Raw genomic sequence first — 13,770 nt, 5'->3', positions numbered from 1 at the left:
CGGCACGCCCGCCGATCGCAACCCTTCAGGTCTTATCGAGGGGGCTTCCAATAAATGCCGAAAGCAGCAAGCTGCTCTTCCGACTGTTTCACCCGTTCCGCGGCATTCGTTTCAGACTGCACTGCCGTCAATGCGGCCAGAATCTCGACGGCGGCGAATGCCGGCGCCATGCTTCGGAAGAACGACTGCGAATTCGACGTAACGATGATTGTTTCCCGCGCGATCCGGGTCAGCGGCGACACGCTGCTGTCGGTGATTGCCACCACGCCGACGCCCTGCCTAGCCGCCTGGCGCGCCACGTCGATCGTCGTGCGCTCATAAGGCGCCATGCCTACGGCAAGCAGCACATCGCCACGTCCCGCATGCTGGAGGGCGTCCAGACCCTGTCCACCCATCTCGCCGACAAGCGTCACCTTGCTGTCGCCGCCAGCCACAAACGACATGATGTGAACGAAGTGGCTCGCCACCGGATAAGCGGATCGCGAGCCGAGAGCGAACAGATTGCGTGATCGCGCAAGCAGCCCGGCGGCGGCGATGAATTGCATGGCATTGCCATATTCGCCGAGACTTGAAATCTGGGCCGCGAGTGTGTCGGCAACGACCCCTGCAGCCGAATATCCCGGATCGCCACGCCGCCCCTTTCGCGCCGGCTCGCCGGCGATCGTCTCACGCAGCGCGCGCGCATAGAGGCTGCGCATGTCCTCGTAGCCATCAAGGCCGAGCCATCGCGCCAGCCGCATCATCGTGCTGTGCGAAACGCCGGCCTGGTGCGCCTGCTCGCGCATCGACATCAGTGCGACATCCTTGGGATGATCCAGCACAAAGCGCGCGGCGACACGTAGCTGCGGCGGCATATTCTCGAACCGTTCGACCAACAGCTCCGCCAAAGGACCTTTTTCCATCCTGAAATACCCCATTCACCCGGTTCGCAGGTTACTCCTGGAACGCCGGCAACGCAACAGTTGGAACTGAAGTGGCTCAAATATTCCAACTGGACTTTCCATTTCGGTCATGCTGCCTTAAGTTGGTTTCGCAACCTGCCGGATCGCAGCGGTGTGAGTCCGGAGTTTGCAACTTGAACAGTCCCTCAAGGAGACAATGATGGCTGCTACCTCTCCCATTACGTCCGGCTCTGCAGGGTCGCCGGAACAGAACCTGGACAAGATGATCAAGCACCAGGAGCGCATGTTTGGGCTGGAGATCACGAAAGAGATCGCGAAATCCCAGCATGACATGCTGATGAGCACCGCGAGGACGCTCGGCCAGTCGGCTGAAAAGGCCTAAGGCAGGGAATTCTCGACCCATACGCCGCCGCAAGCAACCGGCGGCGTACTTGCACGGCAGAAATCGTTCAACGCCGTCGTCAGGCTGCATTTGAAATCGTCATCGGCGGGAGATGAAGTGGCATGACCGCTAGTCCTATCGGCAGATATCTGGATGCGGCGCCGGCGCGCCTGCTCCGAACGATTGTCGCCCCCTCCCCGGCATCCGGAGGTTCCGTTGCGCTCAGCGTAATCCATGGATTTCACGCCGGCGCCGAACTCGGCCTGGTCGAGCCGCTCTATACGATCGGCTCCAGCACGGAGTCGGACATTGTCCTCAGGGATGCCGGTATCGCGCCGATCCACGCAAGGCTGCGGCGCAAGGGCAGCCAGTTTGAAATCGAGGCCGTCGGCGGTGATGTCACTTTTGCCACAGGCGAGACCATCCGCGAGGGACATGGCAGAAGCTGCAGGCTGCCGCTCACCTTGAGTATCGGCGACGCCCGTATCCGGCTGGTCAACCCGGAACGCCCCCCGAACAGGTGGTCCTTTTCCCACCGCTCCGTCCTGGTTGCCGGCAGCGTTCTCTTTGCCGTATTCGCCGTTTCCGTCGCCGCGAACGGGTTCTCTTTCGCCAAGCCCGACATCGGCGCAAAGGCATCCTCCCACGACGGCGAACCAATCAGAATGGCCTTTGCCGGAGAGCCGGGCCAAAAAGTCCTGGACGATTCGTCGCCGGCGCAAATCCAGAGTGCCGCCGAAGCGGAGAGCCAGCTCAAGCAGCGTCTCGAGCAATCCGGCATGAGCACGTTGACCGTTCAGCGATCGCCGGGACGGCTCGTGGTCTCGGGCATGATCCCGAACGACAAGAATGGTGCCTGGACGGAAACGCAATCCTGGTTCGATCAGGCGTTCGGCGCGCATATTCCCCTCGTCTCCAACGTCATGGTCGGCAATGCGGAGCAGGCTCCGCGCCTGACGCTGCAGGCGATCTGGTATGGCGATCGGCCTTACGTCATCGCGACCGACGGCGCCCGCTATCACGAAGGCGCGTTCACCAATGACGGCTGGACCATCAAGCACATCGGCGAGACGGAACTTCTGCTGACCAAGGGCAGCGCCACGGTCGCGCTGAAATATCCGTGAACCGCCGGCTCGAAGGACCGCGACTCGATTCGGCAAGGATGGACGCAGCCGGCCGCGAGGTGCGGCAGGCGGAAGGCGTGCGCGGTCAGGCAATCAACCGGCGCCGGATGAATGGCGTCGACAAAGCCGCAAACCGTGCTCAAGGGACGAAATCGGCCGCCGCTGCGGAAAAGCCCGAAACGGCGGAATTCCAGCCGTCTCAAGGTGCCGCCGGCGAATCGCTCGACGAGATCCTCGCCAGCTTCGTCATGCCCGTTGTTCCCGAGCCCGCCATCCTGCGTCGCTCCGTGCCTATTCTCCAGCATTTCGTAACGCACCTGGTCCCTGGCCTCGAGGGCGGCGAGCAGCTCAAGACGTTGGCCAGAACGCTGATGGAGGATGAAATCGAGCGTCATCGCGAACTGCTTGGTCGCATGCAGGAAGGAATCGGAATCTGACCGACCCGCATGACACGGTCCATCTGCTGCATGTCCTTGGCTATCTCTACGGGTGTCATGGGCAGGCAAAGCGGGGCGCGGCGTACCTGCTTATCGCCGCACAGCTCTCGCCGGGAAATGCCGGCGTCCTCAGGACATTGGCGCACCTGCTCATACTTGATGGCGAGGCGGAAAAGGCGCTGGCCACGATTGCCAGGCTGGAGACCTTGGAAGGAATGGACAACCCGGCGCTTGCATTGCTGAAGAGCCGCGCCTTGCTCGTGGCCGGGCGCAAGGCGGAGGCGCACAGTGCCTTGCTCAGCTTCCTGTCGCAACGAGGCGTCGGATGACCATGTCGGAGCGACTTCTGCAATTCCTTGCCAGGCTGTCACGCCGAAGCGATCTGGTCATCGCCGTGCTGATGCTTGTCGCAGTGGTGATGATGCTCATTCCATTGCCGACGTTTCTCGTCGACATCCTCATCACCGCGAACATCGCCATCAGCGTGCTCATCCTGCTGGCATCGTTTTATGTTTCTCACCCGCTCCAGTTCTCGTCGCTGCCGTCGGTCATCCTCATCGCCACCTTGTTCCGGCTGGCGATCACGATCACGACCACGCGACTGATCCTGCTGCAGGCCGACGCGGGCGAGATCATTACCGCCTTCGGCAATTTCGTCGTCGGCGGCAGCATCGCGGTCGGCCTCGTCATCTTCCTGATCATCACCGTCGCACAGTTCATCGTGGTTGCGCGGGGTGCGGAGCGCGTCGCCGAGGTCGCCGCGCGCTTCACGCTCGATGCGCTGCCGGGCAAGCAGATGAGCATCGATGCCGAGTTGCGCAACGGCGACATCGATCAGGCGGAGGCACGGCGTCTGCGCCAGCAGCTGGAGCGCGAGAGCCAGCTGTTCGGCGCGATGGACGGCGCCATGAAATTCGTCAAGGGCGACGTCATCGCCGGCATCGTAATCATTCTGGTCAATCTGATCGGCGGTTTCGCAGTCGGAACGCTGCAGCACGATATGTCGGTGGGGGATGCGGCAGCGACCTACACCCTGCTCACCGTCGGCGACGGACTGGTGGCGCAGATACCGGCGCTGCTCGTCGCCGTGGCCGCCGGGACGATGGTGACGCGCGTCGGCAGCGCGGATGGAACGGGCGACCTTGGCCGGCAGATAACCAGCCAGCTGCTGCGGGATTCCCGGGCGCTCGGGCTCGCTGCGGTGATCATGGTCGGCCTCGCCCTGGTGCCAGGCTTCCCTTCGATCGTGTTCCTGATCCTTGGCGCCTGCTTCGGAGCCGGCGCCTATTCAATCAACCGCCGCACCGCAAAGGAATCCGAGCCCAAAGATATCGGCCAGATCGCCATGTCCGAACAACCGGAAAATTCCGCGTCGCTTTCAGCAATCCGAGCCGGAACACTGCCTCCTTCCTACCGCGTGATCGTCCGCCTCGGAACCGATCTCGCACGCTCGATCCCGGAGCCCGAATTTGCCGCGCTCGCCGACGGCGTGCGCCGCGAACTCTTCGGCGATCTCGGTGTCGACGTTCCGGCCATCGGCATGCAGGTCGACGAGATGCTTTCACCGCGAAGCATCCGCGTCGACCTGGAGGGCGCACCCATTCTGGATGCCGAAATTCCTGCCGACCGCGTTCTTGTCGAAGCGGACGCAACGCATCTCGAACTGCTCGAAGTGACTTACGAAAAAGGCGCTTCGATTGCCGGTCAGCGCAAATTCGTGTGGGTCGACGACAGCCAGACATCGGCACTGAAGGAAGCCGGTTTCGTCTTCTCCGCACCGGCGGAAACAGCGGCCAGATGGACCGGCAATGCACTTCGGCTTTATGCCGGCCATTTCGTCGGGATCCAGGAGACGCGCAGGCTGCTGTCGGACATGGAGCCGGATTATGCGGATCTGGTCAGACAGGCACAGGAAATCGTGCCGCTGCAGAAGATCGCGGAGGTGCTTCGCCGGCTCGTCGGCGAAAACGTACCGATCCGCAATCTGCGCCTGATCCTCGAAGCGTTGATCGAATGGGGCCAACGCGAACAGGACGTCGTCCTGCTGACGGAATATGTCCGCACATCCCTGAAACGCCAGATCAGCTTCCGCTCCGCCGGCCGCAACAACATCATCGCGGCCTATGTCCTGCAGCGGTCGGCCGAGGATATCCTGCGAAACGCGGTGCAGAGCACATCGACCGGTACATTCCTGAACCTTTCGGACGATGATGCGCAGGCCTTGGTCACCGAGATCGAGCGGGCGCTGTCGCAGAGCTCGGCCGATGTCTCGCCGGTCGTGCTGGCCGCGATGGATGTGCGTCGTCACATGCGCAGCCTGCTCACGCACAATGCCATCGAGCTTCCGGTTCTGTCCTTCCAGGAGCTCGCGCAGGAATTCAATGTCCAGCCATTGGCCACGATCGCCGGCCGCTCCGGCAGGGCCGGCGCGCGCAATGTCTCCCAGTCGCTGCCGTCGGCCCAGGCGAAGGCCACACAAGAGGCGACCTCGTGACGCCAGCCGGACGGACGGGGACTTTTGGGGATTCAGGAGAGGAACGACATGACAATCCACGATACCGCAGCAGGCGTTCGACCAGCCGCTGTCGCCAGGCGGACGGATTTGCGCCGGCTCGCTATCGCGACGGTTAGTGGAACCACAACAGTGCAATAAGATTGCAGCATGGCCGAAGAAGCTGAGGAAAAGAAACTACCGGCGTCCGACAAGAAGCTTCGTGACGCCCGCCGCAAGGGCCAGGTTTCGCAGAGCCGCGACCTGACCTCCGGCTTCACCTTTTTCGCAGCGCTCGCCTATCTCTATTTTTCCTGGCCGATGCTGTTCGAGCACCTTTCGGAACTCGTGCAGACCGTGACGATGCCCGGCGGCTCGTTCGAGGAGGTCAGCCTGCGGGCCATCCGCCATTTCTTCTCTTTGCTGATGCTCGCGACATTGCCGCTGGTCGGGATCGTCGTCGTTCTCACCGTGGCTTTCGGCATGCTGGGGACGTTCGGGCCGGTCTTCTCGTTTGAGCCGCTGAAGCCGCAGTTCGATCACATAAACCCGGCGAAGGGCCTTCAGAAGATCCTGTCGCTGCGCAACGTCGTCGAGTTCACCAAGGGCCTGGTCAAGGTGGTGCTGCTGGCAAGCCTGTTCGTCTTCATCCTGATCGCCTGGCTGCAGCCGCTCTTCGATGCGCCAGGCTGCGGTCCGTCCTGCCTGGAGCCGATCATCAAGGCGGTGCTGGTACCCCTTGGTATCGCCGCCGCGCTGGCCTTTGTCGTTATCGGCGTGATCGATGTTCCACTTCAGCGCTGGCTGTTCCTTCGAGACATGCGCATGACGACGACCGAATACAAGCGTGAGCACAAGGATCTCGAAGGCGATCCCTTGATCCGCCATGAACAGCAGCGACAGCGGCGCGAAGCAGTGATGCAGCCGGCGAAGCTGGGTGTGAAAAATGCGGTCATCGTCTTCGTGTCCGGCGACCGTGCCGTGGCGTTGCGCTACGTCAAGGGCGAAACGCCGGTGCCGACGGTCGTCGGCAAGGGCCAGGGCCGCGCAGCCGACGAGATAATGGCTCAAGCGCGTCAGGCAGGTATCGCGATAGTCGATGATGCGGCCGTCGCCGAACCACTCTTCGAGGACGCGAACACCGGATCTTACATCGGCCAGCAGATGTTCTCGCCGGTCGTTCGCCATCTCGTCCGGCACGGGCTCACATAAGGCGAAAACCCGCGGTCGTGCGTCAATTCCCGATTTGGCAGCGAACCTCGATGCGCGCGTGCCAGGCTGGCGCCGCGATCCAGCATCTTTGCAGCATTCGTCTCATCCTTGCCAGAAGGGCTTGGCGAGCTCTGCCTCGACCTGCCGTTTCGTCAGGCCGATATCGTCGATCAAATGAGGATTGTCCTTCGACATTTGCTCAAGTTCCCAACGAAAGCGCATCCGCTCGCGCCAGGTCCGATCGCGCCAGGTCGCGACAATGCTTCGCAGGGTCGTCAGGTGCCGGCGCGACATTTCCGCCAGCCCAACGGGCGTTCCCGGCCGCGCCGCCTGATGCGGGGCCGACGCAAGGGTATCGTTCATGGCAACCTCCTATGGCTTGCGGGTCTGGGACCCACGACCTGAAAGAGGTTGAATTCTGCCGGATGCGACCGCCGCCGTAATTAAGCCCTCCCAAATAGTTCTCAAAACTTCCAAACGGGCTAGAGCAGTTCACCGGTTCACGGAACCGGCGAACAGCTCTAACTCTTTGTTTTGACGCAATTCCGGACGCAAAACCGCTTCACACTTTTTCTGGAATTGCTCTATAGATGCGCCGTATGCAGGGAGAGCGCTTTGCCTTTGGTCCGTTCGTACTTGATTCCGGCGCGGGAACGCTGCTTCGGAACGATGTCCCCGTTGCCGTTGGCTACCGCGGACTAAGGCTGCTTGCGGCGCTCGTCGGACGGCCCGGCGAGATCCTTGGCAAGGCCGAGTTGATGGACGCGGCGTGGCCGGGTACGGCCGTCGAGGAAGGCAACCTCACCGTCCAGATCGCGCAGTTGCGCAAGCTGCTTGGCCCGCCCGCCGACGGCGGTGAGTGGATATCAACGGTTCCGCGCGTCGGCTACCGCTTCACGGGGGTCATCGAACAGCTCGGTGGCGCGAAGCGAAAACCTTTGCCGCTGCCCGCGAAACCATCGATAGCCGTGCTGCCTTTCGTCAACTTCAGCAATGATCCGGAGCAGGACTCCTTCGCGGATGGGTTGACCGAAGACCTGATCACCGACCTGTCCAGGATCTCCGGCCTGTTCGTCATCGCGCGCAACTCGACCTTTGCCTACAAGGGAAAGGCGATGGACGTGCGCGAGATCGCTGAGGACCTTGGCGTGCGCTATTTGCTGGAGGGTAGTGCACGACGCGCCGCGGGGCGGGTGCGCATCAACGCCCAGCTGGTCGACGCGGTGAGCGGCGAACATCTATGGGCGGAACGCTTCGATCGCAGCCTGGAGGATATCTTTGCCGTTCAGGACGAGGTGACGGCCAAGATCGTGGAGGCTTTGCTCGGCCGGCTGCGTGCGCCGCCGCCGCGCAATCGGCCCCAGAATCTCGAGGCCTACGATCTCTGCGTGCGGGCGCGCAAGCTGATCGACGATTCGCCGCAGACGGCGCGGGAAGCGCATCTGATGCTGACGCGCGCGGTTTCGCTCGATCCGGACTACGCCGAGGCCTATCGCTGGCTTGCCATGAACCACTGGATGGGATGGGTGCATTGGGGCGAACCCATCGAACCCAATCGTAGCGTTGCTCTGGAACTGGCGCGCAAGGCTGTAGCGATCGATCCCAACGATGCCGGCTGCCATTGGGTGCTGGCCAATTTGCTTGCCTATGAGCGCAGCTTCGCCGAGGCGGATGCGGAATTCGCCAAGGCGTTCGAGCTCGACCCGAACGAGGCCGACGCCTGGGCGACATTGTCCGACATCGAGGTCTTGGCCGGGCGGGTCGAGGAGGGCCTCGAGCACATTCGCAAGGCGTTCCGGCTGAACCCGTTTCCGGCAAGCTGGTACTATCTGACACTCGGCCAGGGGCAGTATGCGGCACGCGACTACGAAGCCGCCGTCGAAACACTGCGCAGGGACGAGACCTATCGCACAAGCTCACGCCGTTTCCTGGCGGCAAGCCTTGCGCAACTCGGCCGGCTCGACGAGGCGCGCGCGGAGGTCGAAATGTTCCTCGTCGGCAATCCGCATTTCACGACCCGCCACTGGGTCTGGACGGAGCCATTCCGCGACGCCGCGACGCTTGAGCATTTCGTCGATGGCTTTCGCAAAGCCGGCCTTCCGGAGTGACGCGCCGGCGTTATCTTCCAAATGGCCATTCGATCCGAAGGCTGTCGGTCGTGCCGCCTACTTCTCAAAGCGACCCGTGGCGTCACGGTCGCGCTCGTATCGTCTTGTGAGCGGAAACGGCGGCAACCAGGCTTCGCGACGAACGGTCCAGAGTTCATAGGTTGGCACCAGTTGGTCGGGTGCATCCAGGGATCCCAGATGCACTTCGATTTCGTCCCCGGTGCGTGCGAAAACGGACGAGCCGCAGCGGGGACAGAAAAACCGGCCGGCGTAGTCGCGCGTTTCGCCATCGATCGTCACCGCATCCTGAGGGAACACCGCGGCAGCATAAAAAAGCGCCCCATGATGCTTGCGGCAATCGAGACAATGACAAATGCCGACCCGGTATGGGGTGCCCGACGCCACAATTTTGACGTTGCCACACAGGCAACCGCCGGTGAATCGGTCCATGCTGCGTCTCCTCCAGGCTCAGGCGGCCAGAATGGCTACAACGAGCAGCACTGTCATTGCAATTGCCCGCTGCGGGGCGGAGACGCGCCTCCCCGACAGAGCAACAACGCTCGATCTCGCAAATGCGGGCTTGCGCTATCGGTGGGAGGTGCGGCTAGTATGCGCAGCCTGATCACTGGATTTCGAAAGGCCTGCCATGCCGCCGAGCGAAACGACTTCCCGCGAGCCGAGTGAGCAAACTGTTCTCTCTGTTCAAAACCTGACGGTCCGCCTGCCCGCAAACATGGAGCGTGAGAACGCTGTCGAAAACATATCCTTCGACATGCGCAAGGGCGAGATGCTGTGCATCGTCGGCGAGTCCGGCTCCGGCAAGTCGGTGACCGCAAACGCGATCATGGGCCTGCTGCCGTCTTCGGTGCGGATTGCGCAGGGAAGCATCCGGTTCAAGGGCCACGATCTCGCCAGCGCCGGCGAAGTCGTGATGCGGAGCCTGCGCGGCCGTTCGGTCTCCATCATCTTCCAGGATCCGCTTTCAGCACTCAATCCGCTGATGACTGTCGGCCAGCAGGTGGCGGAGGTCATGGAAGCACACCGGTCCGGCACCTCGGCGACCCGCGCCAAGGCGGTTGTCGACCTGCTTGGCGAAGTCGGCCTGCCGGAGCCGGAGGTCCTGCGGCACCAATATCCGTTCCAGCTCTCCGGCGGGCAACGCCAGCGCGTCATGATTGCCATGGCGCTGGCGCTCGAGCCTGATCTTTTGATTGCCGACGAACCGACGACGGCTCTCGACGTCACCACCCAGGCGCAGATCCTTGCCCTGATCCGACGGCTGCAGCGCGAAAAGAACATGAGCGTCATGTTCATCACGCACGACTTTGGCGTCGTCGCGGAAATCGCCGATCGCGTCATCGTCATGGAAAAAGGCGCGATGGTCGAACAGGGCACCGCCGCCGACGTGCTTGGCAATCCAAGCCATCCCTACACCAGGCGGCTGATCGCCGCCGTCCCGCATATGATCGAGAGCGAAACGAAGCCGCGTGACGATGCGCCGATCGTGCTGGAGGTGCAGAAACTCGACAAGACCTATCGGCCGGGCATCGGCTTCTTCTCGCGGTCCCGCATCGTGCACGCCGTCAAGCAGGTCAGCTTTGAAGTTCGCCAGGGCAGAACGCTAGGCATCGTCGGCGAGTCCGGTTCGGGAAAATCGTCGCTGGGCCGCGTCCTGCTGAAACTGCTCGACAGCGACGGGGGCAGCATCCTGTTCGACGGCAAGGATATAGCGGCGCTTTCGGACTCCGAGTTCCGGCCGATGCGGCCGCACATCCAGATGATCTTCCAGGACCCGTTCGCCTCGCTCAATCCACGGCAGACGATCGCCAATATCCTCACCGTCGGCCCAATGGCGCACGGCCTGTCCGCCCGGGAAGCGCGCGCGAAGGCGCTGCAATTGCTGCGTCTGGTCGGGCTCGACGAGGGTGCCTATGGCCGCTTTCCGCATGAGTTCTCGGGCGGCCAGCGCCAGCGGATCGGCATCGCGCGGGCCCTGATGATGGACCCCAAGGTTCTGGTCGCCGACGAGGCGGTCTCGGCCCTCGATGTCTCCATCCAGGCGCAGATCCTCGATCTGCTGGCAAGCATCCAGAAGGAAATGAAGATCGCCATGATCTTCATCACGCACGACCTGAGGGTGGCAAGTCGCATCTGCGACGAGATCCTGGTGATGAACCGCGGCGAGGTCGTGGAGTGCGGTCCGCCTTCGCAGATATTCCAGTCACCACGTCACCCCTATACGAGGCAATTGATCTCCGCCATTCCCGGCAAGGAATGGGTCCCCGCCGCCTGAGGCGACGACGACGCTGAATATCCCCTGACCTTCCCTGAGCCATGAATGGCCGCGCCGGCAAAGGCGCGGCTGCAAGCCTGTTCTTCGATCGGGTCGCCGACGCGTGCCCGTCCAAGTCTGCTGTCGAGCAGAATAGTTGCGTTTGTCCACTAAAAGTAGTTGCATTTGTCCACTACCGGCTCAATCATGCCCTGGAAGACCCTCGACAACCCCGGATTGGGGCTGCGGCGATCTCGATGAAGGCTGTCAGGACAGCCTCGGGAGAGTGTTCGATGCCGGCAAAGAAGAAAGCCCCGCCTCATCCAGTCGAAACGGTCGGGCTGGACGTCCTCGAAGACACGTTGAGCTTCTATATCCGGAGCATCAACATAGCGCTTTCGCGTGATCTCGATCACCGGCTGGAGGGTCTCGACGTCGCCCGGGGAACCGGCAAGATCACCACCTTGCTGCTTGTCGACAGCCATCCGGGGATACGGCCTTCGGTCATCGCGCAGCTCATCCTGCGCGATCGCTCCGCCATGGGCAGGCTGGTCGACCAGATGATCGACCATGACCTTGTGACGCGCCGAAACGCACCGGACGACGGACGCGCGCAGGAACTCCACATCACCGAAAAGGGCGCGGACCTCGCACGCAAGGTGCGCGAGATCGCCACCAAGCAATCCAGCGATTTCTTCGCCGGCGTGCCCGAGGAGGATCAGGAGCGCCTGCTGGACATTTTGCGGCGCGTCTATCGCCGCACCCTGGGCCTCGACCAGTGAGGGCGCCGGCGGCAGGCAGGGGACGAGACGGCCAGCGTGTGGCGCTCGTGTCCGGTGCCAGCCGCGGTATCGGTGCGGCTTGCGCGCGGCACCTGTTCGAAACGGGCTGGACATTGTCGCTGGGCATGCGCGAACCGGTGCAGCCGGACTGGGCCGATGGCGAGCGCGTCCGTGTGTTCCCCTACGAGGCCGCGGAGGCCGGCAGCGAACGGGCATGGGTCGCCGGCACGATCGATGCCTTCAAGCGGATCGACGCGGTTATCGCCAGTGCCGGCATCATGATCCCGAAGTCGGTCATCGACGCCGACGACGCGGATCTCGATCTCATGTTCGAGATCAACGTCAAGGCGCCGCGCCGTCTGGTGCGCGCATCATGGGCATCGCTTGCGGCGAGCCGCGCGGGCCGGGTGATCATTCTCGCCTCGCTGTCAGGCAAGCGGGTCAAGTCGGTGACAGCAGGCTCCTACTCGATCTCCAAATTTGCCGCCGTCGCGCTGTCCCACGGCATCCGGCAGGCGGGGTGGGACCTCGGGATTCGGGCGACAGCCGTCTGTCCCGGCTTCGTCGCCACCGACATGGCCCGCGGCGTCACCGATCGCGCCGATGCGCTGATGACCGACCCGGATGACCTCGCACGGATCATCGGGCTGCTGCTCGATCTGCCCGACCATGCGAGCGTCGCGGAATTTTCCATCAATTGCCAGCTTGAGGAGTCTTACTGAGCATGCCCGGACCGTTCGTCGTCCCCGTTCATGGAGATACCGAGCTGCCAAAGGAGGTGGAATGCGTCGTCATCGGCGGTGGCATCATCGGCACCTCGACGGCATTGGAACTGGCCGAGAGAGGCTTGCGGGTCGCCCTGTGCGAGAAGGGCGGTATCGGACAGGAACAGTCCAGCCGCAACTGGGGCTGGGTTCGCATTTCGCGGCGGGATCCGCGCGAGGTTCCGTTGATGGCGGAAGCCTTGCGGCTATGGGCGAGGCTCTCCGAACGGACGGGACGAGACACCGGCTATGCCCGGGCCGGCATCGTGTTCACCTGCGCGGACGACAAGGAATACGACCAGCACGAGCGCTGGGGACGCCATCTCCAGGACTATCAGCTCGAGTCGCGAATGATCGGCGCCGGCGAACTGCGCAACCTCCTCCCCGGCTCCAATCTCGAGGTCAAAGGAGCGCTCTACACGCCGGCTGACGGCCGCGCGGAGCCGCAGAAGGCCGCGCCTGCGATTGCCGAGGCTGCACGCGACCGCGGCGCCGCCATACTGACGGAATGCGCCGTGCGCGGCGTGGAGACGACGAACGGCGCCGTCTCGGGCGTCGTGACCGAGCGTGGCTTCATTGCCTGCAAGGCGGTCGTCCTTGCCGGAGGGGCGTGGTCGAACCTTTTTTGCGGAACGCTTGGTCTCGACCTGCCGCAGCTGAAGGTCATTAACACGGTCCTTCGCACGACCCCGGTCGAGAACGGACCGGACCAGGCCGTCTGGGCTAACAACTTCGCCATACGCAAGCGCCAGGACGGTGGCTACACCGTCGCCTCCAGCATGAGCAATCTCGTCGACATCGTGCCGAACTCCTTTCGCTATGCGCGCGATTTTCTTCCGGCCTGGAAGACCGAGTGGCGATCGCTGCAATTCCGCCTGGGGGGCCGTTTCCTTGACGAGGCAAGGATGCCGACCCGCTGGGCGATGGACGAGGCGAGCCCCTTCGAATACTGCCGCGTGCTCGATCCCAAGCCTACCAAGAAAAGCTCGGAGCGCGTTCTTGCAAATGCCCGCAAGGCATTTCCGGTTCTGGAAAAGGCAGAAGTGGCGCAGCGTTGGGCCGGCTACATCGACGTCACGCCCGACGCCGTCCCAGTCATTTCGGCCGTCGACGACGTTCCCGGCTTCCATGTGGCGACCGGTTTCTCGGGCCATGGTTTCGGCATCGGGCCCGCGGCAGGCAGGCTGATGGCGGACATCGTCACCGGGCGACAACCGATCGTCGATCCCAGGGATTTCCGGTGGTCGCGGTTTTCGGACGGATCGAAGGTCGCACCGATCACGGGATTATAATCGC

Annotated in this window: 14 protein-coding genes; 11 read left to right on the top strand and 3 right to left on the bottom strand. The window is 63.0% G+C overall.

Annotated features, from left to right (window positions below; all coding sequences use genetic code 11):
* Positions 1-32: 32 nt before the first annotated feature.
* Positions 33-887, bottom strand: a complete 855-nt coding sequence (locus A6B35_RS10100) for a MurR/RpiR family transcriptional regulator (RefSeq protein WP_006203915.1) — start codon at positions 885-887, stop codon at positions 33-35.
* 214 nt (positions 888-1,101) lie between these two features.
* Between A6B35_RS10100 and A6B35_RS10095 the strand changes: the two genes are divergently transcribed.
* From A6B35_RS10095 to A6B35_RS10070, 6 genes are all read left to right on the top strand, one after another.
* Positions 1,102-1,284, top strand: a complete 183-nt coding sequence (locus tag A6B35_RS10095; RefSeq protein ID WP_040583278.1) for a hypothetical protein — start codon at positions 1,102-1,104, stop codon at positions 1,282-1,284.
* A 122-nt stretch (positions 1,285-1,406) separates the two neighbouring features.
* Positions 1,407-2,408 (top strand): SctD/MshK family protein, encoded by a 1,002-nt coding sequence (locus A6B35_RS10090; protein ID WP_006203917.1) that lies wholly within the window; start codon positions 1,407-1,409, stop codon positions 2,406-2,408.
* A gap of 38 nt (positions 2,409-2,446) precedes the next feature.
* Positions 2,447-2,845, top strand: a complete 399-nt coding sequence (locus tag A6B35_RS10085) for a hypothetical protein (RefSeq protein WP_006203918.1) — start codon at positions 2,447-2,449, stop codon at positions 2,843-2,845.
* Positions 2,846-2,982: 137 nt separating this feature from the next.
* Positions 2,983-3,174 carry a hypothetical protein gene (locus A6B35_RS36580; protein ID WP_006203919.1) on the top strand — a complete coding sequence of 64 codons (192 nt, stop codon included), beginning with the start codon at positions 2,983-2,985 and terminating at the stop codon, positions 3,172-3,174.
* Positions 3,171-5,339 (top strand): type III secretion system export apparatus subunit SctV, encoded by a 2,169-nt coding sequence (gene sctV / locus A6B35_RS10075; RefSeq protein WP_006203920.1) that lies wholly within the window; start codon positions 3,171-3,173, stop codon positions 5,337-5,339. The genes A6B35_RS36580 and sctV overlap by 4 nt, the downstream gene beginning before the upstream one ends.
* Before the next feature lie 168 nt (positions 5,340-5,507).
* The gene (locus A6B35_RS10070) at positions 5,508-6,548 is read left to right on the top strand and encodes an EscU/YscU/HrcU family type III secretion system export apparatus switch protein (RefSeq protein ID WP_006203921.1); all 1,041 of its coding nucleotides are present in this window, start codon (positions 5,508-5,510) and stop codon (positions 6,546-6,548) included.
* Between the two features lie 102 nt (positions 6,549-6,650).
* Here A6B35_RS10070 and A6B35_RS10065 read toward each other — a convergent pair whose 3' ends face one another.
* Positions 6,651-6,911 (bottom strand): DUF1127 domain-containing protein, encoded by a 261-nt coding sequence (locus tag A6B35_RS10065; RefSeq protein ID WP_006203922.1) that lies wholly within the window; start codon positions 6,909-6,911, stop codon positions 6,651-6,653.
* 227 nt (positions 6,912-7,138) lie between these two features.
* Here A6B35_RS10065 and A6B35_RS10060 point away from each other — a divergent pair, with 227 nt between their 5' ends.
* Positions 7,139-8,656, top strand: a complete 1,518-nt coding sequence (locus tag A6B35_RS10060; protein WP_193364568.1) for a winged helix-turn-helix domain-containing tetratricopeptide repeat protein — start codon at positions 7,139-7,141, stop codon at positions 8,654-8,656.
* Between the two features lie 57 nt (positions 8,657-8,713).
* Here the strand turns inward: A6B35_RS10060 and A6B35_RS10055 are convergent, their stop codons facing one another.
* Entirely contained in the window at positions 8,714-9,106 is a 393-nt protein-coding gene (locus tag A6B35_RS10055; RefSeq protein WP_006203924.1) for a GFA family protein, read from the bottom strand.
* 196 nt (positions 9,107-9,302) lie between these two features.
* Here A6B35_RS10055 and A6B35_RS10050 point away from each other — a divergent pair, with 196 nt between their 5' ends.
* Genes A6B35_RS10050 through A6B35_RS10035 form a run of 4 tightly spaced genes read left to right on the top strand, consistent with a single transcriptional unit; the run spans position 9,303 to position 13,766 of the window.
* Positions 9,303-10,949, top strand: a complete 1,647-nt coding sequence (locus A6B35_RS10050; protein ID WP_040583283.1) for an ABC transporter ATP-binding protein — start codon at positions 9,303-9,305, stop codon at positions 10,947-10,949.
* A gap of 41 nt (positions 10,950-10,990) precedes the next feature.
* Positions 10,991-11,710, top strand: a complete 720-nt coding sequence (locus tag A6B35_RS10045; protein ID WP_167361597.1) for a MarR family winged helix-turn-helix transcriptional regulator — start codon at positions 10,991-10,993, stop codon at positions 11,708-11,710.
* Positions 11,711-11,748: 38 nt separating this feature from the next.
* Positions 11,749-12,432 (top strand): SDR family NAD(P)-dependent oxidoreductase, encoded by a 684-nt coding sequence (locus A6B35_RS10040; RefSeq protein ID WP_006203927.1) that lies wholly within the window; start codon positions 11,749-11,751, stop codon positions 12,430-12,432.
* A gap of 2 nt (positions 12,433-12,434) precedes the next feature.
* A complete protein-coding gene (locus tag A6B35_RS10035) occupies positions 12,435-13,766 on the top strand; it encodes an NAD(P)/FAD-dependent oxidoreductase (RefSeq protein WP_040583284.1) in 1,332 nt (443 codons plus the stop codon).
* Positions 13,767-13,770 lie beyond the last annotated feature (4 nt).

Source organism: Mesorhizobium amorphae CCNWGS0123, assembly GCF_001686985.1.
Taxonomy (GTDB): Bacteria; Pseudomonadota; Alphaproteobacteria; order Rhizobiales; family Rhizobiaceae; genus Mesorhizobium; species Mesorhizobium amorphae.
The sequence above is the reverse complement of the archived record's forward strand: the minus strand, read 5'-3'. Positions and strand labels throughout refer to the sequence as shown.

Coding starts and splice junctions, on each gene's coding strand:
- A6B35_RS10060 (WP_193364568.1), top strand. CDS start 7,139: ATGCGCCGTATGCAGGGAGAGCGCTTTGCCTTTGGTCCGTTCGTACTT.
- A6B35_RS10050 (WP_040583283.1), top strand. CDS start 9,303: ATGCCGCCGAGCGAAACGACTTCCCGCGAGCCGAGTGAGCAAACTGTT.
- A6B35_RS10095 (WP_040583278.1), top strand. CDS start 1,102: ATGGCTGCTACCTCTCCCATTACGTCCGGCTCTGCAGGGTCGCCGGAA.
- A6B35_RS10065 (WP_006203922.1), bottom strand. CDS start 6,911: ATGAACGATACCCTTGCGTCGGCCCCGCATCAGGCGGCGCGGCCGGGA.
- A6B35_RS10035 (WP_040583284.1), top strand. CDS start 12,435: ATGCCCGGACCGTTCGTCGTCCCCGTTCATGGAGATACCGAGCTGCCA.
- A6B35_RS10070 (WP_006203921.1), top strand. CDS start 5,508: ATGGCCGAAGAAGCTGAGGAAAAGAAACTACCGGCGTCCGACAAGAAG.
- sctV (WP_006203920.1), top strand. CDS start 3,171: ATGACCATGTCGGAGCGACTTCTGCAATTCCTTGCCAGGCTGTCACGC.
- A6B35_RS10045 (WP_167361597.1), top strand. CDS start 10,991: ATGAATGGCCGCGCCGGCAAAGGCGCGGCTGCAAGCCTGTTCTTCGAT.
- A6B35_RS10090 (WP_006203917.1), top strand. CDS start 1,407: ATGACCGCTAGTCCTATCGGCAGATATCTGGATGCGGCGCCGGCGCGC.
- A6B35_RS10085 (WP_006203918.1), top strand. CDS start 2,447: ATGGACGCAGCCGGCCGCGAGGTGCGGCAGGCGGAAGGCGTGCGCGGT.
- A6B35_RS10055 (WP_006203924.1), bottom strand. CDS start 9,106: ATGGACCGATTCACCGGCGGTTGCCTGTGTGGCAACGTCAAAATTGTG.